The sequence below is a fragment of the Arthrobacter globiformis genome, assembly GCF_030818015.1.
Classification (GTDB): Bacteria; Actinomycetota; Actinomycetes; order Actinomycetales; family Micrococcaceae; genus Arthrobacter; species Arthrobacter globiformis_C.
Genome location: NZ_JAUSZX010000001.1, coordinates 3,514,324 through 3,532,990 on the forward strand (window position 1 = coordinate 3,514,324; position 18,667 = coordinate 3,532,990).

Annotated in this window: 15 protein-coding genes; 6 read left to right on the plus strand and 9 right to left on the minus strand. The window is 66.7% G+C overall.

The features are described 5' to 3' along the window. The 7 genes from secA to mtrA all read right to left on the minus strand — a co-directional run bounded on the left by secA (position 1) and on the right by mtrA (position 10,386). Positions 1 to 2,733, minus strand: a complete 2,733-nt coding sequence (gene secA / locus QFZ23_RS16455; RefSeq protein ID WP_306924503.1) for a preprotein translocase subunit SecA — start codon at positions 2,731 to 2,733, stop codon at positions 1 to 3. Positions 2,734 to 2,817: 84 nt separating this feature from the next. After that, positions 2,818 to 4,032 (minus strand): winged helix-turn-helix domain-containing protein, encoded by a 1,215-nt coding sequence (locus QFZ23_RS16460; protein ID WP_306924504.1) that lies wholly within the window; start codon positions 4,030 to 4,032, stop codon positions 2,818 to 2,820. Between the two features lie 29 nt (positions 4,033 to 4,061). Next, positions 4,062 to 4,787, minus strand: coding sequence for a ribosome hibernation-promoting factor, HPF/YfiA family (hpf, locus tag QFZ23_RS16465; RefSeq protein ID WP_306924505.1), 726 nt, complete (start codon positions 4,785 to 4,787; stop codon positions 4,062 to 4,064). Between the two features lie 172 nt (positions 4,788 to 4,959). Beyond that, on the minus strand, positions 4,960 to 5,868 hold the full coding sequence (locus QFZ23_RS16470) for a ComF family protein (protein ID WP_306924508.1): 909 nt from the start codon (positions 5,866 to 5,868) through the stop codon (positions 4,960 to 4,962). Between the two features lie 90 nt (positions 5,869 to 5,958). Continuing rightward, on the minus strand, positions 5,959 to 7,668 hold the full coding sequence (locus tag QFZ23_RS16475; protein WP_306926900.1) for an LpqB family beta-propeller domain-containing protein: 1,710 nt from the start codon (positions 7,666 to 7,668) through the stop codon (positions 5,959 to 5,961). Between the two features lie 5 nt (positions 7,669 to 7,673). After that, positions 7,674 to 9,554 carry an MtrAB system histidine kinase MtrB gene (gene mtrB / locus QFZ23_RS16480; protein WP_373427946.1) on the minus strand — a complete coding sequence of 627 codons (1,881 nt, stop codon included), beginning with the start codon at positions 9,552 to 9,554 and terminating at the stop codon, positions 7,674 to 7,676. Positions 9,555 to 9,711: 157 nt separating this feature from the next. Beyond that, on the minus strand, positions 9,712 to 10,386 hold the full coding sequence (gene mtrA / locus QFZ23_RS16485) for an MtrAB system response regulator MtrA (RefSeq protein ID WP_003804986.1): 675 nt from the start codon (positions 10,384 to 10,386) through the stop codon (positions 9,712 to 9,714). 194 nt (positions 10,387 to 10,580) lie between these two features. On the opposite strand from mtrA, the gene QFZ23_RS16490 reads away from it, so the two are divergent. The 6 genes from QFZ23_RS16490 to QFZ23_RS16515 are packed head-to-tail and all read left to right on the plus strand — an operon-like array spanning position 10,581 to position 17,069. Then, the gene (locus tag QFZ23_RS16490) at positions 10,581 to 11,996 is read left to right on the plus strand and encodes a hypothetical protein (protein ID WP_306924512.1); all 1,416 of its coding nucleotides are present in this window, start codon (positions 10,581 to 10,583) and stop codon (positions 11,994 to 11,996) included. Next, positions 11,993 to 12,700: a DUF4129 domain-containing protein gene (locus QFZ23_RS16495; protein ID WP_306924513.1), complete on the plus strand. Its 708-nt coding sequence runs from the start codon at positions 11,993 to 11,995 to the stop codon at positions 12,698 to 12,700. Before QFZ23_RS16490 ends, QFZ23_RS16495 begins: the two co-directional genes overlap by 4 nt. Next, a complete protein-coding gene (locus tag QFZ23_RS16500; protein WP_306924515.1) occupies positions 12,697 to 13,980 on the plus strand; it encodes a DUF4350 domain-containing protein in 1,284 nt (427 codons plus the stop codon). Before QFZ23_RS16495 ends, QFZ23_RS16500 begins: the two co-directional genes overlap by 4 nt. Positions 13,981 to 14,036: 56 nt before the next feature. Beyond that, positions 14,037 to 15,005 carry an AAA family ATPase gene (locus tag QFZ23_RS16505; protein WP_306926902.1) on the plus strand — a complete coding sequence of 323 codons (969 nt, stop codon included), beginning with the start codon at positions 14,037 to 14,039 and terminating at the stop codon, positions 15,003 to 15,005. Between the two features lie 4 nt (positions 15,006 to 15,009). After that, positions 15,010 to 16,302 (plus strand): DUF58 domain-containing protein, encoded by a 1,293-nt coding sequence (locus tag QFZ23_RS16510; RefSeq protein ID WP_306924517.1) that lies wholly within the window; start codon positions 15,010 to 15,012, stop codon positions 16,300 to 16,302. Positions 16,303 to 16,349: 47 nt separating this feature from the next. Continuing rightward, a complete protein-coding gene (locus tag QFZ23_RS16515; protein ID WP_306924519.1) occupies positions 16,350 to 17,069 on the plus strand; it encodes a DUF4166 domain-containing protein in 720 nt (239 codons plus the stop codon). A 36-nt stretch (positions 17,070 to 17,105) separates the two neighbouring features. Here the strand turns inward: QFZ23_RS16515 and QFZ23_RS16520 are convergent, their stop codons facing one another. Further along, a complete protein-coding gene (locus QFZ23_RS16520; protein WP_306924520.1) occupies positions 17,106 to 18,146 on the minus strand; it encodes a hypothetical protein in 1,041 nt (346 codons plus the stop codon). A gap of 3 nt (positions 18,147 to 18,149) precedes the next feature. Beyond that, positions 18,150 to 18,572 carry a chorismate mutase gene (locus QFZ23_RS16525; RefSeq protein ID WP_306924522.1) on the minus strand — a complete coding sequence of 141 codons (423 nt, stop codon included), beginning with the start codon at positions 18,570 to 18,572 and terminating at the stop codon, positions 18,150 to 18,152. Positions 18,573 to 18,667 lie beyond the last annotated feature (95 nt).

Here is an 18,667-nt window from a genome sequence, read left to right on the forward strand (position 1 = left end):
TTAGCGCTTTTTCTTCTTCCCGTCACGCCGCTCCTGCGATGCGGCCTTGGCGGGGTTGCCCGAGCGGCCTGTAGCGCGGCCTTCAATCCGGGTCTCGGCTCCGCCGTCCTCCCGCGGCGCGGTGTACTGGAGCTGCGCGGGCTTCTCCGGCGCCTCAAGACCGGCGGCTCGGATCTGCGGCTCGTGGTGTTCGGTGTGGCCTCCGGCGGCATCGGCAACCACGACGTCCTCGGCCGGGGTGACTTCCACTTCAAGGTTGAAGAGGAAGCCGACGCTCTCCTCCCGGATGGCTTCCATCATGGACTGGAACATCGTGAAACCTTCACGCTGGTATTCCACCAGCGGATCACGCTGGGCCATGGCACGCAGGCCGATGCCCTCCTTGAGATAGTCCATCTCGTACAGGTGCTCCTGCCACTTCCGCCCGATCACGGAGAGCACAACACGCCGCTCGAGTTCACGCATGCTCTCGGAGCCGATCGCCTCCTCGCGTGCCTGATACACCAGCTTGGCATCAGACATGATTTCTTCCCTCAGGAACTCCACAGTGATGCGCGACTTGCCGCCGGCCTCGTCGATGACATCGTGCGGCGTCACGGTCACAGGGTAGAGCGTCTTCAGGTTGGTCCAGAGCTGGTCGAAGTCCCAGTCGTCGCCGTTGCCTTCGGCGGTCGCTTCGTCGATCAGTGCGTTGATGGTGTCTTCCAGGAAGAACTGCACCTTTTCGTGAAGGTCATCGCCTTCGAGGATCCGGCGGCGGTCGCCATAGATGGCCTCGCGCTGGCGGTTGAGGACGTCATCGTACTTCAGGACGTTCTTTCGCTGCTCGGCGTTCCGGCCCTCGACCTGCCCCTGGGCCGAGGCAATGGCGCGCGAGACCAGCTTGGATTCCAGCGCCACGTCGTCGGGCACGGAGCTGTTCATGAGCCGCTCCGCCGCTCCCGAATTGAACAGGCGCATGAGGTCGTCGGTCAGCGAAAGGTAGAACCTGGATTCGCCGGGGTCGCCCTGGCGGCCCGAGCGGCCGCGGAGCTGGTTGTCGATGCGGCGGGATTCGTGGCGCTCAGTTCCCAGCACATACAGCCCGCCCAGGCCCAGTACTTCCTCGTGCTCGTCCTTGACGGCCTTCTTCGCAGCCTCCAGCGCCCCGGGCCAGGCGGCCTCGTACTCGTCCGAGTTTTCCTCCGGGTCAAGTCCCCGCTGTGCCAGTTCGGCGATGGCGGTGAACTCGGCGTTGCCGCCCAGCATGATGTCCGTGCCGCGGCCAGCCATGTTGGTGGCGACAGTGACCGCACCCTTGCGTCCGGCCTGGGCCACGATGGCGGCTTCACGGGCGTGGTTCTTGGCGTTGAGAACCTCGTGCCGGATGCCCTCCTTCGCCAGCAGGCGCGAGAGGTACTCGCTCTTTTCGACGCTCGTGGTGCCAACGAGCACAGGCTGGCCACTTTCATGGCGTTCGGCGATGTCCCGGACCACTGCATCGAACTTGACGGTTTCGTTCTTGTAGACCAGGTCGGACCGGTCCATCCGAACCATGTCCCGGTTTGTGGGGATGGCAACTACCCCGAGCTTGTACGTGCTCATGAATTCGGCGGCTTCGGTCTCTGCCGTGCCCGTCATACCGGAGAGCTTGTCGTACATGCGGAAGTAGTTCTGCAGCGTCACCGTGGCGAGGGTCTGGTTTTCAGCCTTGATCTCGACGCCCTCTTTGGCTTCGATCGCCTGGTGCATGCCCTCGTTGTAGCGGCGGCCGGCCAGGATACGGCCGGTGTGCTCGTCAACGATGAGGACCTCGCCGTCGAGGATGACGTAGTCCTTGTCCCGCTTGAACAGCTCCTTGGCCTTGATGGCGTTGTTGAGGAAGCCGATCAGGGGCGTGTTTGCGGATTCGTAGAGGTTCTGGATGCCGAGGTAGTCCTCAACCTTTTCGATTCCGCTTTCGAGTACGCCGACGGTGCGCTTCTTCTCGTCGACTTCGTAGTCCTTCTCCGGCTGCAGGCGCAGGACAACCTTGGCGAACTCGCTGTACCAGCGGTTGGTGTCACCCTGGGCCGGGCCTGAAATGATCAGCGGCGTACGGGCCTCGTCGATGAGGATCGAGTCGACTTCATCGACGATCGCAAAGTTATGGCCGCGCTGCACCAGTTCGGACTTGTCCCAGGCCATGTTGTCACGGAGGTAGTCGAAGCCGAATTCGTTGTTGGTGCCGTAGGTGATATCGGCAGAATACTGCTCGCGGCGGACAGACGGGTCCTGGTTGGCGAGGATGCAGCCGCTGGTGAGCCCCAGGAAGCGGTAGACGCGGCCCATAAGCTCAGACTGGTATTCGGCCAGGTAGTCGTTCACGGTGACAACGTGCACGCCATTTCCGGTGAGGGCATTGAGGTAGGCCGGAGCAGTGGCCACCAGAGTCTTGCCTTCACCGGTCTTCATTTCGGCGATGTTGCCCAGGTGCAGGGCAGCACCACCCATGAGCTGAACATCAAAGTGCCGCATGCCGAGCGTGCGCGAGGACGCCTCGCGAACGGCGGCGAAGGCCTCCGGCAGGAGGTCGTCGAGCTTCTCGCCATCCCGGTGGCGCGCACGGAGCCGGTCTGTTTCTTCGCGCAGTTCCGCATCCGTAAAGGTTTGGAACGAGTCTTCAAGGGCGTTAATGGAATCAGCATAGTTCCGCAGTTGCCTCAGGAGCTTTTTGTCACCTGTGCGGAGAATTTTTTCGATTAGTGATGCCACGTGAAGTTGCTCCCAGTCTCATGCTGCCGAATTCTGGCGTGATTTAGTCTACGGGAGAGACGCATGGCACGTTGCCCTGTTCCCTCACAGCGGATAGCCGTTGACCGCGACCGCGACCGCGGGAGCAAGATCCCCCACCGGCAAGACCGCTACGCCGTCCAGTCCCAGCCAGCCTGCCATCAGCTGCAGCTCAGCGGCGAGTTCGACGGCGGTGTCCGCCGGAGCGTCCGGCTCACCGAAGCACGCCTTGGCAAGCAACAGGCCCGCGGCCCGGTCAGCCTTAAGATCCACTCTTGCCACAATGCGGTCGCGGAGCAGGAACGGAAGCACATAGTAGCCGAAGCGCCGTTTTGCCACCGGGGTGTAAATCTCGATGCGGTAATGAAATCCGAAGAGCTCTTCGAGCCTGCGCCGTTCAAACACCAGCGAATCGAATGGGCTGAGTAGCGCCCTGCCGGCAGCCTGGCGCGGCAGCCGGGCCTGGGCGTGGCGGTACACCTTCCGGTCCCAGCCTGCCACTGTCACCGGTTCCAGGCGCCCGGCATCAACGAGGCGCTGAACCGAGGCAGCAGCTGCCTTTACCGGAGTCCTGAAGTAGTCGGCGAAACACCGCACCGTCCCGATCCCGTGGGCCTGCGCCGCAGCATCGATGAGCCGGTCCATGGCGGCCGCGGGATCCGGTATCGCGTCGAGGTCATGCCCGGGCAAAACCTGGCGGGTCAGGGCATACTGCCGTTCGAACTGGTCCGTCCTTGACGCCGATGAGACGACTCCCTCTTCAAACAGGTGCTCCAGCACCCGTTTGACGGCGTTCCAGTTCCAGCCCCAGTTGACGTGCTTGCGGTCTTCCACGTGCCCGAGCCTGGCGGTGAGTTCGGCGGCGGTCATGGGCCTGCCGTCGGCGAGCGCATCAAGGACCCGGCCAGTTACACCGGAGCGCAGCCCGGGGTCCATCCCTGCCGCCCCAACCCACTTGCGGTTCTGCCACACCACCAGGTCCAGGAAGTGTTCCGGGCGGATGTAGCTGGCTTCGTGGGCCCAGTACTCCAGCATTCGCCGCGGGTGCCTGCCTGCCATTTGCTGGAGGATGGAGCGGTCGTAGTCGCCGAGCCTGGAAAAGAACGGGAGGAAGTGGCTCCGGGCCAGAACGTTGACGGAATCGATCTGGACGAGTTGGATCCGGGCAAAGGTCCGGCCCACCGCCCGTGAGGTCACGGGGCCGGCGGGCCGTCCTTTGTCCAGTCCCTGGGCTGCCAGTGCGATCCGCCGGGCCTGCGAGAGGCTCAGCGATGCACCCATGTCAGCCCTTTCGTTGCCTGGGCTCCATCTTATGCAGTTGCGGCCGCGTCGTCCGAGCGGTACGCAAGGATTTTCTCCTCATGCGTGTTTTCGCCGGGTTCGCAGTAGTGGTCCAGGGTGATAACCCCGTATGTCCAGCCGCGGCGACGGTACACAACCGATGGAGCGTTCGTGGCCTTGTCCACGAAAAGGTAAAAGTCGTGACCGATAAGTTCCATGTTGTCCACGGCGTCGTCAAGGGTGAGGGACGCGGCCGGGAACACTTTGCGCCGAATCAGCACCGGCGAGTCGCCGGCGGGAATGTCGTTGTCGACATCGTACGGCGATTTCTCAGCGGGTTCCGGAGCGGTCTGGCTGTTATTGCTCGCTTCGACATAGATCGGCTGGTTGGAGCTCGCGGGCTCCAGCGTTGCAGTTGCCTCGCGTACGGCCTTGGGCGTATGCCGCCCGTGGTGGACCTTCTTGCGGTCCTTGGCCCTGCGCAGCCGCTCAAGCAGCTTGTTGTAGGCGAGGTCGAACGCGGCGAACTTATCTGCGGCGCTTGCTTCGGCACGGATCACGGGGCCGCGGCCCAGGACTGTCACTTCAACCGTGAGCTGGTCACCGGTCTGCCGCGCATTTGTTTCCTTTGAAACCTTCGCGTCGACCCTCTGGACCTTGTCCCCAAGCGATTCGATCTTCGAGATCTTCTCGCCGGCATATTCGCGGAATCGGTCCGAGACCGTCAGATTTCGTCCGCTGATCATGAACTCCATGGTGCCCTCCAAATGACTTCGGTGACACGACGGCGGCACTTCCGGGGGACGATCTGATTGACAGTCGAGCCCCTTTCCGAGCCGCTATCGAAAGGTACAACTGTTCTTGGTACCCATATCCGACGTTAGTTCATAGCAACAAGTTATTCATCCTTTCGCAGTTTATTTTTTTCTATGTCTCAGGTAGGCCCCAGGCAGTCCCCGGATGCCGCGACTGCGCCGGGGCTGCCGCCGCATCGGGTGCACGGGTGGCGGCAAGGACCACGGCGCCGCGCACAATTCCGCCGGCTTCGTGGATGGCCCGGGCGGCTTCCGCCAGGGTGGCGCCGGTGGTCAGTACGTCGTCGACGATGATGCACTGCCTTCCCCGCAGCGAGTGTCCGCGGGTGCCGCGCGCGGTGCGCATGGAGCCGCGGACCCTTCGGGACCTGTCTCCCCTGCCAAGTCCCTTCTGCCCTCCGGACAGGCCACCTCCGGCTCGGGGGTTCCTGACTTTGCGCAGCGCATCACTGCATCCGACGTGACGGTCGTTGAAGCTCCGCCCGACGCCGGCCAACAGCAAGTGAACGGGACTGAAACCGCGTTTCCGGTACGCGCTGCCACTGGTTGGGACCGGAATGAGGACCACGCCGTCCGTTCCCGCATATGCTGCTGCAAGCGCGCCGGCCAGTACCTTCGACAGCACGCTTCGCAGCTGACCCTGGCCGTGCCGCTTGAAGGCCAGGATGGATTGGGAGAGCTCCTCGCGGTAGATGCCCGCTGCAACTACCGGCAGGATCACGGAGCCGTCGGTGTCCATGAGCGCCGGTGCCCCGGTCTCCGCCCGAAAGGGATGCCGGGTGAGCATCCGGAGCCTGCGCTCGCAGCCGGCACACAGCGCCAGATCCTCCTTGCCGCAGCAGACGCACTCCACGGGCATCGCCAGGGCCACGATGTCGGCCGCGGCCCTGGCCAGCAGGTCCCAGGCCTGCAGGAGGCGCTGCCGGTGCTCCCCGCGGTGGCGGGCGTGCCACAACGGCTGGGCCAGGAGATCGGGATCTGCCGAAGTCCTCTGCCCGTCGCCTGTCCTATAACTCCCCACGATTCAAGGGTGCGGCGCCGGAGCCGGCCAGCAAAAGGGCCCGCGGCCTCCATGTGGAAAATGCCGCACGCAGGAAGGACCGGAGAACCGTCAGCCGGGGAAGGACGGGTCCGTGGGTCCCCTGAGCTGCGCCGACCACCCATTTCCGAGCCTCTGGAAGATGCCGTCCCTGGACTGGGCATAGATCTCCTCGGGACCGTTGCCGGCGCTGAGGGCGACCAGGCCCGGCCACGGTGCAAGCTTCTGCGGCTGCGACGAGGTGAGGGACAGCAGTTCGGGAGTAACGTTCGCCGTGTCGTCGCCCTTCATGACCACAGCCGTGGTGTCATTCACCCACACTCCCTGGTCCGGGTTGCCGCTCGCCTGCAGCGTGATGGGCGCGGTCAGTTCCTTTGGAGTGCCATCAGCACCCCGGATGATCCCCGTCACCTGCACCCGCGTAGTGCCGCTCTGCTCGGAGATGACCAGTGCACGGACACCTTCCCGGGAAACCCGGAAGTCCTTAACCGTGCGCCCGGCCAGCCAGGACGGCGTCAGGGTTACGGAAGGCACCGCCGCACCCTGGGCTATTCCCGTGGGCCGGAAGGCGGTCAGCTCCGTGACGCCCTGGGCGCCCGGCCCCGCGGTCCACAGCCAGTCGTGCAGGCTGAACGACGGGTGCGTCAGCGTGCTGCGGGTGGTCAGGGCACGCGCGGGCTGGCCGGGCACCATCGAATAGAGGGTGCTGCGGCTGCCGTTCAGGAACGCCACGGTCTGCGAGACGGGCGACTCGGCCGGCGAACGCGGTTTCAGCGCCGCCACCGGCTGCATGTCGGGCAACGGTGACACCCTGTTGTTCTCGTACCGCACCAGCTCGTTGTTGCTGACGGCGATCTGGCGCGCGGGAACATTTCTGTTCTGGACCGGCGGCAGCACGGAGCCGTTGTCCTCCACCCGGACGAGGTCTTGGTTGGCCCGAAGCTCGACGTTGATGACGTCCGGCTGGCTGCGGAACGTGAGGGCCAGCTGTGTCTGCATCCTGAGCCTGTCCTCGGTGGACGCGTCGGTCAGCTCCTTGGCCGACAAGTCCACCTGGGCTGCGCCCGAAACGACGGGCACTGACTCCCTGGCAAGTTTCATGCCGGACGGGAACGCACTGACGACGGCGCCCTTCAGATACGGGGCGGGTCCGCCGAGCAGGGCGCTCGTCATGGATTTCACTGTCTTCTTTTTAATGAACCAGCGGACATCCGGAACGGCATACGTGAAGCTGGGGTCGTAGAAATATATCGGGTAGGCGCCGTAGATGACCTTGAAGGTCTCCTCGGGAATCGCAGTGCCGTCGGGGATCTTGGAGATGCGCCATTCGCCGTCAACCTGCACCAGCGTCACCGGGATGCTTTCCTTGGTTCCTTCCGGCATCTGAGTGGCGACGCCGTCGGAATCCACTGAATACGCGACGTCCAGTTCGTAGTTGTAGACGCCCTCGACGCCGGTCTTCACCACGCGCTCGGAGCGGAACACCAGCGTTCGCTGGTCCGGTTTCCAGGCCACCGATGAAGCCTGCGTCAGGTACTGCCGCGCAACGGCATAGTCGTCCTCGTACCCGCTGCCTGCCAGGTAGAAGTCCTCAATGACCGCTTCGGGACTGGAACCGGTGCGCGGAGCGACGGGAAAGAACACCGGGGCGTTGGGATTTCCGGCGCTTTCGTCCGTGCTCCTTCCAACGGGGCCGGACCGCGGAATCTGGGCGCAGGATGCCAGGAACAGCAGAATGACGGCGAGCAGCCCCGCGGCCAGTCCGCGGACCGCCCGGCGCACCCGGCTCACGAACGCTCCCCCGTGCGCGCCGCCTCCGGTGTGCCCGCCCCGGCAGCCGCAGCCCGCCCGGCCTCCCTCTCCGGCGCAGCGCCAAAGGCGGAGCCACCTGCCGCTGCTGAGTCCGCGGCAGGTGGCTCCGCAGCAGACTCCGCCAACACGGAGTCCTTGGGCGCGGCGGTGGCGCCCGGGCCCAGGAAAAGGACGCTGTGGCCGCCGGGGCTGCCGAGTCCCACGTCTGCAGGCTCAAGCGGCAGCGGCGACTTTGTGATGGTTCCGCCCTGTTTGAGCGGGAGCGTGAGCCTGAAGCTGGAGCCGACGCCGGTGTTTCCCCAGGCCTGCAGCCAGCCGTTGTGCAGTTTGGTGTCCTCGGTCGCAATGGACAGGCCCAGCCCGCTGCCGCCCGTGGTGCGGGCCCGGGCGGGGTCGGCGCGCCAGAAACGGTCGAACACCCGTGCCGCCTCGGCGGGACTCATGCCGATGCCGTGGTCCCTGACGGTGACCGCGACGGCGTCCGCATTGGAGGCGACAGAGATATGGACGGGCCGGCCTTCGCCGTGTTCGAGGGCGTTCAGAATCAGGTTCCGCAGAATCCGGTCGATGCGGCGGGAGTCCATTTCCACCACGACGCTGCCTTCCGGCGCACTCAGCATCATCTTCGAACCGTACTCTTCGGCGACAGGGACCGCGCCCTCCATCACATGCGAGATGAGCTGGACGATATCCGTAGCCTCGGCATCGAGCATGGCGACGCCGGCGTCGAACCTGGAAATTTCCAGCAGGTCCGCCAGCAGCGACTGGAACCTCTCCACCTGGTTATAGAGCAGCTCAGCCGATCTCTTGTTTATGGGGTCGAAGTCGTCACGGGCGTCGTACAGCACCTCTGCGGCCATCCGGACAGTGGTGAGCGGGGTGCGGAGCTCATGGGATACGTCGGAAACGAACCGCTGCTGCATCTGTGACAGCGTGGCCAGCTGCGTGATCTGCTCCTGCAGGCTCGCTGCCATGTGGTTGAACGACGCCCCGAGGCGTGCCACCTCGTCCTCCCCTTTGACCACCATGCGTTCCTGCAACTGGCCTGCTGCCAGCTTTTCCGACACCACGGCGGCGTGACTGACTGGGCTCACCACATTGCGGGTGACGTACCAGGCGATGGCGCCGATCATGAGGATCAGCGCAGCGCCGCCGGCCCAGAGGACATTCTGGATTTCGTTCAGGGTCTGCTGCGCGGTGTTGAGGTCGTAGATCAGGTAGAGCTCATAAACAGTGCCGTTGAAGGTGACCTTGTTCCCGACGGCGATGCCTGGCCTGTCTTCGGTCCCCACCGGGAATTCCGTGGACGCCCAGAACTGTTCCTTGCCGGAATCCTGGACTGCCTTCCGGAGGTCCGGCGGTATGACGCTGATGGTCAGCTGGTCGGACGCGCGCGACTCCACCCACCGGTTGCGGGGCTTGGTCTGCTCCGGCATCGCCTCAAACACGTAGCGGCGCTGGATCACCGAGCCCTTGCCCTCCACGGCGTTCAGGGTGTCGTAGACAAGGGTGATCACGCTGGACTGGTCGGTGACCTGAGCGCCGTCGAACGTGTCCTGCACCTGCTTGACGTTGTAACGGGTCTCGGACTCCGCCTGCGTCAGCCGTTCCTGGAACAGGTTGTTTGCAATCTGGTTGGACAGGTAGGCGCCGACGATCGCGAACGAACTAATGGACAGCAGCAGGGTGGTCAGGACGGTGCGGAACTGCAGCGACCGGCGCCACCGCCGCCGCAGGGAATACAGCAGATACCGGATGCCGGGAAAGATGCGGTCGACGCCGGTGCGCACCAGGCGGGCGACCCGTAGCACGACGATGAGTGCGCGGCGCCGCCAGATCCGTGCCTGCGAAGGCAGCCGCGCGAGCCCGGCACCAAAGGCGTCGGTGTGCTCCGGGAGGGGACGGGAACCGGGTTTGCGTGAACCGTCCTGGGCATGCTCCGCCACGGGAGCGCTTCCGCGGGTTTCGGAACCGGATCCCACGGGCGCCTCAGCGGGATTTTGGCCCTGGGGCTCAGGACCCTGCTTTGTAGCCGACACCACGAACCGTCATTACAACTTCCGGGGCTTCCGGATCACGTTCAATCTTGGACCTCAGTCGCTGGACATGGACATTGACCAGCCGGGTGTCAGCCGCGTGGCGGTAACCCCAGACCTGCTCCAGGAGCAGCTCACGGGTGAAAACCTGCCAGGGCTTGCGCGCCAGGGCAACCAGGAGATCGAATTCGAGGGGGGTCAGCGAAATCCGCTCATCCCCGCGGCTCACGAGGTGGCCGGCGACGTCGATCGTGATGTCCGCGATACGCAGCGTCTCGGGCGCCTTCTGGTCACCGGGGCGCAGGCGCGCCCGCACGCGGGCAACGAGCTCTGCCGGCTTGAAGGGCTTGGGCACGTAATCGTCGGCACCTGATTCCAGTCCCCTGACCACATCGGAGGTGTCCGACTTGGCCGTCAGCATGACGATCGGAACGTCCGACTCGGAACGGATCTGCCGGCATACCTCGATGCCGTCCGTTCCCGGCAGCATCAGGTCGAGAAGCACGAGATCCGGCTTTGACGAGCGAAAGACGTCCAGAGCCTGTCCGCCGTCCGCGCAGAAGACGGGCTCAAAGCCGTCGTTGCGCAGGACAATGCCGATCATTTCTGCGAGCGCCTCGTCATCATCAACCACCAGAATGCGTGCCTTCATAGTTATATGTTCCCTTATTGCCGTTGCTTTGTCCTATTGATGGAGTTTTCGGCGGGGCGCGTGCCCGGGGACCTGGCACGGCACATGCGGATGCGCTGGGCGCCAACAGGCCCGGAAGCTAGGATGCCCGACGGCGGAACTATAGTCTGGAGGTGCCCGGCCGTTGGCCGGTGTGCACCTTGGGGAGGAACAGGTTGTCAGAGCAGGATCCACAGCACCCGCCGTCCGGACAAACGCCGCCTGAACCCCGCCCACCCGAACCCTCCTCATACGGGCAACTGCCTCCGGACCGCCTGCCACCGCAGCCCGCCGCCGGAAACACCGCCCAGAACACCGGCCAGCCCCACACGCCGTGGGCTCCACCGGCGCAGCAGGCTTGGGGCGCAGCCCCGCAGTGGGGCGGCCAGCATCCTGGGCCCTACCAGCCCGGCACCTATCCCGCCGTTCCCTATCCCGTGTACGCGACCCCGCCGAAGCCCGGTGTGGTGCCGCTGCGGCCGCTGATGTTCGGCGAAATCATGGACGGCGCCTTCCAGACGATCCGGCGGAATCCCAAAGCGATGCTCGGGGCAGGCCTGCTGGCCCAGGCGCTGGGCGCCGTGATCGCCGGCGTTGTCCCGCTGGTCGCCCCGGCCTCCGATGCCTCCGCGGAGGCCTGGCTGGCGAACCTCAGCACTTCCGAGATGACCAGCCTCGTCGCGGGTGTGGCGGGCGGCTTCGTACTTTTCGGCCTGGTGTCCGTGTTTATCTCCGTGGTGATGCAGGGGGCCATGGTAGTCCCGGTGGCCAGGTCCATCCTCAACCGGCACACCGGGTTCCGGCAGATGTGGCTGCTGGCACGCGGCCGGGCCTGGGCGCTGGTTCGCCTGGCCGGGATCGGAGTGGCAGCCGTGCTGCTGGCGACGGCCCTCATCGTGCTGGCCACCGCGCTGCTGGCCAATTCGATGGGCACGGGGTCGCTGGTCATAGTGGTTCCGCTGTTCCTGGCCTTTATTGCAGCCATGATCTGGGTGTCCGTCAAGCTGACGGTCGCACCTGCGGTCATCGTCGTCGAGGACGTGGGAGCGCTGGACGGTATCCGGCGTTCCTGGGCCGTTACCCGGGGAAGCTGGTGGCGGGTCCTCGGCATCGTCCTCGTGGTGTCGCTGCTCGTGGGCATTATTGGCCAGATCGTCCTCATCCCGGTCAGTCTGCTCTCCGGGCTGCTCACCACCGTCGCCGGCCCCCAGGACCCTGCCAGCCAGGTGGCCACCCTGCAGGTGTTGGTCGGTGTGGCCACGGCGGTTGTGTCTGCCGCCGTCGGCGCCGTGGCGTTCGCCTTCCAGACATCGGTCATGGCCTTGCTTTATATGGATTTGCGGATGCGCAACGACGGACTGGATATCGCTCTGCTCCGGCTGCTGGAAACCGGGAACGACGACGGAGGCATCCCGGGCCGGGGCGTGCCCGTCTACAGCTCGGGCCGGAACAGCAGGCCTTCCCAGCCCGGGGCCTACCAGCCGGGGCTTCACCAAGAAGGCTCATACCAACCCGGGCCCCACCAATTTGGGCCTCACGGAAATTCAGCAGGCTGGCCGCCGCCCCCGGGGCCGCCAACGATGCCGGGATGATCACCGTCGGCCTCCTCCCGGGCCTGCGGCGCGCCACGGCGCTGCTGCAGCGAACCCTGGAACCGCCGGTACAGCCTGACCGGGACGAAGCGCGCCGCTGGGCGGCGGAGGAGCTCTCCAAACGCGAGTACCGGGAGGCGGCACCCGGCTGGCTGGAAACAGTCTGGCAGCAGTTCCTCGACTGGCTGCAGTCCGTGACCGATGGCCAGTTCCCGGCCGATGGACCTCCGGTGGCGCCCTTCATCGGCCTGGGCATCGCCATCCTGGTGGGCGTGGCCATCATCCTCGCCCGGCCCCGGCTGAATGCCCGCCGCCGCGAACCGAAGGAGATCTTCGGCGCCGAGGCAGCCACGACGGCAGCCGACCACCGGGGACGTGCCAAAGCCGCAGCAGCCCGCGGCGACTGGGCGGCCGCCGTCGTCGAACAGTTCCGCGCGCTGGTGATTTCCGCCGAGGACCGGGCCGTCCTGGAGCCCCAGCCTGGCCGGACAGCCGACGAGGCGGCCGGACAGCTGACGAGCGCGTTTCCCTCGGCCAGCGACAGACTCGACGCCGCTTCCCGCATCTTCGACGCTGTCCGCTACGGCAGCGGGAGCGCCCTGGCAGCCGACTATGCCGCGATGGTTGAGCTGGACTCGACTCTGGAAAGGCTCACGCCTTCCTACGCGGAGGCCGGACCCGGCGGACTGGCGGTGCCCAGGTGACGCATCTCCCCCGCACCGAACCCGGCCGCACGGAACCGGCCCCTACGGAACCGGCGTCCGGCGCGGTTGCCCCGTCCGGCGGCGCCGGGCCCGCAGGCGGTGTTCTTGTCGCGGCCCGGCGCAGGAGAACTGGCTGGATCCGCAGGCGCCGGGCGGGAGTGCTGTTCGGCGTTGCCATGGCCGTTGCCCTTGCGGTGATCCTCATACTCCAGTCGACGCAACGGGCTGACAACCAGGAACTGTCCGTCCGCAACCCCGGCCCGCAGGGGGCCAGGGCAGCGGCCCAGATCCTTGGTGCGCAAGGCGTCACTGTTGCACAGACGGCGTCGTTCGACGAAACTCTGGCAGCGGCGCGTGCGGCCGGCAGCAGCGGGTCCGGCTCAACGGTTCTGGTCTACGACCAACGCGGGTTCCTTGCGCCCGAACGGCTCCGCCGGCTGCTCGCAGCGACTGACCGGCTGGTGGTGGTCTCGCCGCGCCTGGCCACGCTGACCGGCCTGGGCAGCACTATCCGCCAGGCAGGGGTGGTCCCCGGCTCGGAGCAGACCCTCCAGCCCGGATGCGCCGTTGCCGATGCCCAGGCCGCCGGTGACATCAGTGCGGACGGAGGCTTCCTCTACACCGGCGGCACCGTGTGCTACGGCGCCGGCGGCGGCGCGCGGGGCCTTTACGCCACGGCAGAGAACGGCAAGCTCGTGGTCATCGGGAGCACGGCCGTGATCAGCAACCAGTTCCTGGCCGCCAACGGCAACGCCGCACTCACCCTGCGGACCCTGGGCAGCCAGGGACACCTCGTCTGGTACCTGCCCGGTCCCGGTGACCTCGGGGGCAACCCCGCACCGAAGACCCTGGCCGAACTTGCACCGGCGTGGTCGGCGTTCGTGGCCCCTTGGCTCCTTGTGGTGGCCCTGTTTGCCGTGCTGTGGCGTGGACGCCGCTTGGGCCCGCTGGTCTTCGAACCCCTGCCGGTGGTGGTGAAGTCCGCGGAAACGGCCGAGGGCAGGGCCCGCCTGTACCACGAGGCCCACGATGTTGCCCGGGCTGCGGACACACTCCGTGCCGGCACCATCGTCCGGCTTGCCTCGGCCCTACGGGTGGGCACCGCAGCCGGGTTTTCTGACGTGGCCGGCTCTGACGTGGCTGCCGCCGCAGCCCGGCACCTGGACCGCAATGCCGCCGAAATCCAGCAGATCCTGCAACACCGCCCCGCAACCGAGGCCCAGCTTGTCCGCTGGGCCCAGGACCTTGTCCGACTAGAGAAAGAGGTAAAGGCCAGATGAGCCAGCAGCCAAACGGCCACCAGCAGGGCACCTACGGCGAGGCGCCGGTGGGCACCATGGCCGCTCCGCACGCGCCGGATCCGGTCCGGCAGGCGCTGCTGGACGTCCGGCATGAGGTGGCCAAGGCAGTTGTGGGCCAGGATTCCACGGTCACCGGCATGCTGATCGCCCTCCTGTCGCGCGGACATGTGCTGCTCGAAGGCGTGCCCGGCGTGGCCAAGACGCTGCTGGTCCGCGCCCTGTCCGCTGCCCTGAGCCTGGACACCAAGCGCGTGCAGTTCACCCCGGACCTCATGCCCGGCGACGTCACGGGGTCGTTGGTGTACGACGCCGCCAATTCAGAGTTCAGCTTCCGCGAAGGCCCCGTCTTCACCAACATGCTCCTGGCGGACGAAATCAACAGGACGCCGCCCAAGACCCAGGCCTCACTGCTGGAGGCCATGGAAGAACGCCAGGTGTCCGTGGACGGCGTGTCGCGCCGGCTGCCGGTGCCGTTCATCGTGGCGGCCACGCAAAACCCCGTGGAGTACGAGGGCACCTACCCGCTGCCCGAGGCCCAGCTGGACCGCTTCCTCCTGAAGCTGACCATGCCCTTGCCGGACCGTGCGGCCGAAATCGAGGTGGTCCGCAGGCACGCCGCCGGCTTCGATCCCCGCGACCTCGCCGCGGCCGGCATCCGCCCGGTGGCTGGCGCCGACGAACTTGAACGGGCGCGGCTGGCTGTGGCCGCCGTCGAGGTGTCCCCCGAGGTGCTGGGCTACATCGTGGACGTGGTCCGGGCCACGCGCGCCGCCCCGTCTTTCCAGCTTGGTGTCTCGCCGCGCGGTGCAACCGCGCTGCTCAACACCTCGCGGGCTTGGGCCTGGCTGTCCGGCCGGGACTTTGTCACCCCGGATGACGTCAAGGCGCTGGCCCAGCCGTGCCTGCGGCACCGCGTGGCGCTCCGGCCCGAAGCCCTGATGGACGGCGTTCAGGTGGACGACGTACTGGGCAGCATCCTGGCATCCGTACCGGTCCCCCGCTGATCCCGTGGCGATTTCCGGACGGCTGGTACTCCTGGCGGCGGCCGGGCTGGCGCCGGTGCTGCTCTTTCCCGGCTGGCTGACTGTGCTCGCCGTGCTCCTCGTGCTTGGCGCCCTGATCCTGCTGGACGTGCTGCTGGCTGCGGCACTGCAGCAGGTCTCGGTGGAAAGGTCAGCGCCCGCCAACGTTACGCTTGGAGGCACGGCGGATTCTGTGCTGACGGTGCATAACAGCGGTAGGCGCAGGCTCAGAGCCATGGTGCGCGACGCCTGGCAGCCTTCCGCCGGAGCGGAAAACCCCGTCCAGGCTGCAGAGGTTCCGGCCGGTGAAAGGCGACGTTTGAGTGTCAGGCTCAGGCCCGTCCGGCGGGGTGACCTCAGGGCGCCCCACATCACCGTCCGTTCCTTCGGGCCACTCCGGCTGGCCGCCCGCCAGAAAACGGTGCACGCTCCCGGATCGCTGCGGGTGCTGCCGCCTTTCAATTCCCGGCGGCACCTGCCGTCAAAACTGCGCCGGTTGCGGGAGCTTGACGGCAAGGCGGCAGTGCAGATCCGCGGCGCCGGAACAGAGTTCGACTCCCTGCGCGACTATGTCCGGGGCGATGATGTCCGTTCCATTGACTGGCGCGCGACGGCGAGACGGTCCGCCGTCGTCGTGCGCACCTGGCGGCCGGAGCGCGACCGGCGCGTGGTGATCATGCTGGACACATCCCGGACCGCCGCTGCGCGCGTGAATGACGAACCCCGGCTGGACACCGGCATCGAGGCCGCACTGCTGCTGGGCGTCCTGGCCGAACGCGGCGGTGACCGCGTCGATTTCTTTGCCTTCGACCGCAGGATGCGCGCCCGGGCAGGCACGACGGCGGGCGGCAACCTGCTGGGTCAGCTGGTGCAGGCGGTGGCGCCGCTGCAGGCAGAACTCATCGAGCTGGACTGGACACAGTTGCCTGCCCAGGTCCGTGAGATTTCGGCGCACCGTTCCTTGGTGGTCCTGCTCACCTCGCTGGATAGCGGCGCCCCGGAGGAAGGGCTCATTCCCATGGCGGCGCGCCTCGCCCGGCAGCACGTAGTGGTGGTGGCGTCGGTCCGCGACCCGCTGCTTGGCGAGATGCTCCGGGACAGGACCACGGCGGCCCAGGTGTTCCGCGCGGCTGCCGCGGAACGCGCCCTCCTCGAGCGGGAAGCCGTGAGTGTCCAGCTCCGCCAGCTGGGCGTCGAAGTAGTGGACGCGGAACCGCACCAGCTGCCGCCGGCGTTGGCCGACGCCTATATACGGCTCAAGGCGGCGGGACGGCTGTGAGTTCCCGCCGGGAGACCGAATCACCAGACCAGATGCCAGGAGCCGCCGTGAGTATCCCGATCTACCGCCAGGCCCTGGGTGCTGGCTTCTTCCGGCTGCAGCCGGAACTGCAGGAGTACTTTTCGCTTGCCCCGGGTTCGGGAACCTTTGGCGTGGGCGAGGGTGTTTTCGATGTGGTGGGCTGCAGGCAGCGGTGGCTGCGGCCGATGCTGCGGCTGACCGCAGGCGAGGAGGCGTTCTTTCCGGAATACGGCGAGCGCGTTCCGTTCCGGATCGAAAACCACGCGCATCTCGATCCGTTCGGCCGCTCCAGCCTGACTGCCCGGCGGGAGATATTCTTCCCCGGCGGGACCAGGATCTTTCAGGACACCACAAGTGTGGAAGAGGGCGGCGCGGGCACCCAGGCCCGCCTCGTGGACTACGTGGGCCGGTACCGCCGGCTGGTCACGGACCTCAACCTCAGTGTGACGGCCGAGGGCCGGCTGCGGGGAGTCTCCGAAGTATCCCGGCTGTTCCTCGGCCCGCTCCGGTTGCCGCTGCCAGCGGCACTTGACGCGAAAGCCTACGCGGAGCAGTGGTGGGACCCGGCCGCGGGGGAAACCGGGCGTCACAGGATCCAGGTGAAGGTGATCCAGCCGCAGCTCGGCCTCGTCCTGGTTTATGCGGGCCACTTCGACTACCGGCTGGAACCCTATCCGTCCGGAAATTCTTCGGCGGGCTTCCTTCCGGCGTATGCCAGGCCCGACCGCTGGGAGCGGCGAAGCTAAGGCAGTACCGGCGAAGCTATAGCCGGACAAGCCCGTTTAGCCGAGCGCGAGCTGGTTCAGGCCGTCGGCAACCTGGGTGAGGCGGGTGAGGACCTCCGTTGCGGCGGCAGGTGATTGGCTTTCAAGGCCACCCGACGGCGTGACCCGCACCGTGCCGAGCGCCGCCAGCGGCAGACCGAGCTGCTGCCACGGGCGCCGGACAGAGTCCACAACCGCGGATGCCTTCGGCAGGCCGCCCGGTTCGTCGGCCTGCAGGGCTCCGGCCCAGAGCCGCTTGCCGGTTTCGACCGCCTCCGCGAGCTGCTCCCACTGCCGGGTGGTGAGGGCCCGCAGCGGAACGGCGATGGCGTCCGCGCCGGCAGACAGGATCCTTTCGAACGGGGCCTCGATTTCCGGCACCGCAATGGCGACCTCGGCGGCACCGGCCTCGCGGAGGGCATCGATCACCACGCGCCAGAGCTCCGTGACTTCCTGTCCGGCGACGGAGCGCAGGGTCCGGTAGCCGCTGGAGGTGGGAATAGTGCCGGCGAGGACGGAAGCTATGTCCGGTTCGTCGAGCTGCACCACGAGCCTGGCCCCGGGAACGGCGGCCGACACCTTGGCCAGGTGCGCGCCAACCCCGGCCGCGAGGGAAGCAGCGATGTCGCGGCGGGCGCCATAGTCGATCAGCGCCCGTTCGCCGTTGTGGAGGTGCAGTCCGGCGGCCAGGCTCAGGGGGCCCCGCAGCTGGACCTTGAATTCCTCAGCGGCGCTGTCCTCTTCGCCCGCGATATCGGCCAGCACATTGATGTCCGTGGACAGTGCCGACCTTGCCCGCACCAAGTCGCGACCGGGCCGGTCAACGATCCGCCAGCCGTGCGGCTGGACGTCCACGGCCAGATCCACCAGGAGTGAGGCGGTGCGGCCTATGGCGTCAGCGCCGACGCCACGGTCAGGCAGCTCGGCCAGAAAGGGCAGGTGCGGGCTGCCGAGCTCACCGCGGATGATGCGGGTGGCCTCCACGGGATCCTGGCCCGGCCACGGTCCCAGTGCGGTGGCCGTTACCTCTGCCGGCAGCTGGATGTCTGCGTCCGGCACGGCTTAGGCGGTCAGCGGAGCTGTTGGGCTGGCCGTCCCGTTGGAAGGCCCACCGGCGGCATTGTGGTCCTCGGCGATCGCCTCGTGGTGCCGGATCACCTCGCCGATGATGAAGTTTAGGAACTTCTCCGCAAACGCCGGATCCAGCTGCGCGTCCTCGGCAAGGCGGCGGAGCCGGGCAATCTGGGCGGTTTCCCGCCCGGGATCCCCGGCCGGCAGACGGTGGGCGGCCTTGAGGAAGCCCACTTTCTGCGTCGCTTTGAACCGCTCGGCCAGGAGGTATACGAGGGTTGCATCGATGTTGTCGATGCTCGACCGGATTGACAGCAGCTCCGCCATCACCGCAGGATCCACATGCCCGGCCAGGGAGCTGGCGGCGGGATTGTAGGAGTCGGTGTCACGCAAATCATGGTTTAGCTCGGTCATGGTTCCAGTCTATGGGCACCGCAGGACTCTCTGCCCGTGTTAAGGATGCTGGCAGAGAATGTAGGTGTTCGCACATACCGATGAGGGAGATGCAC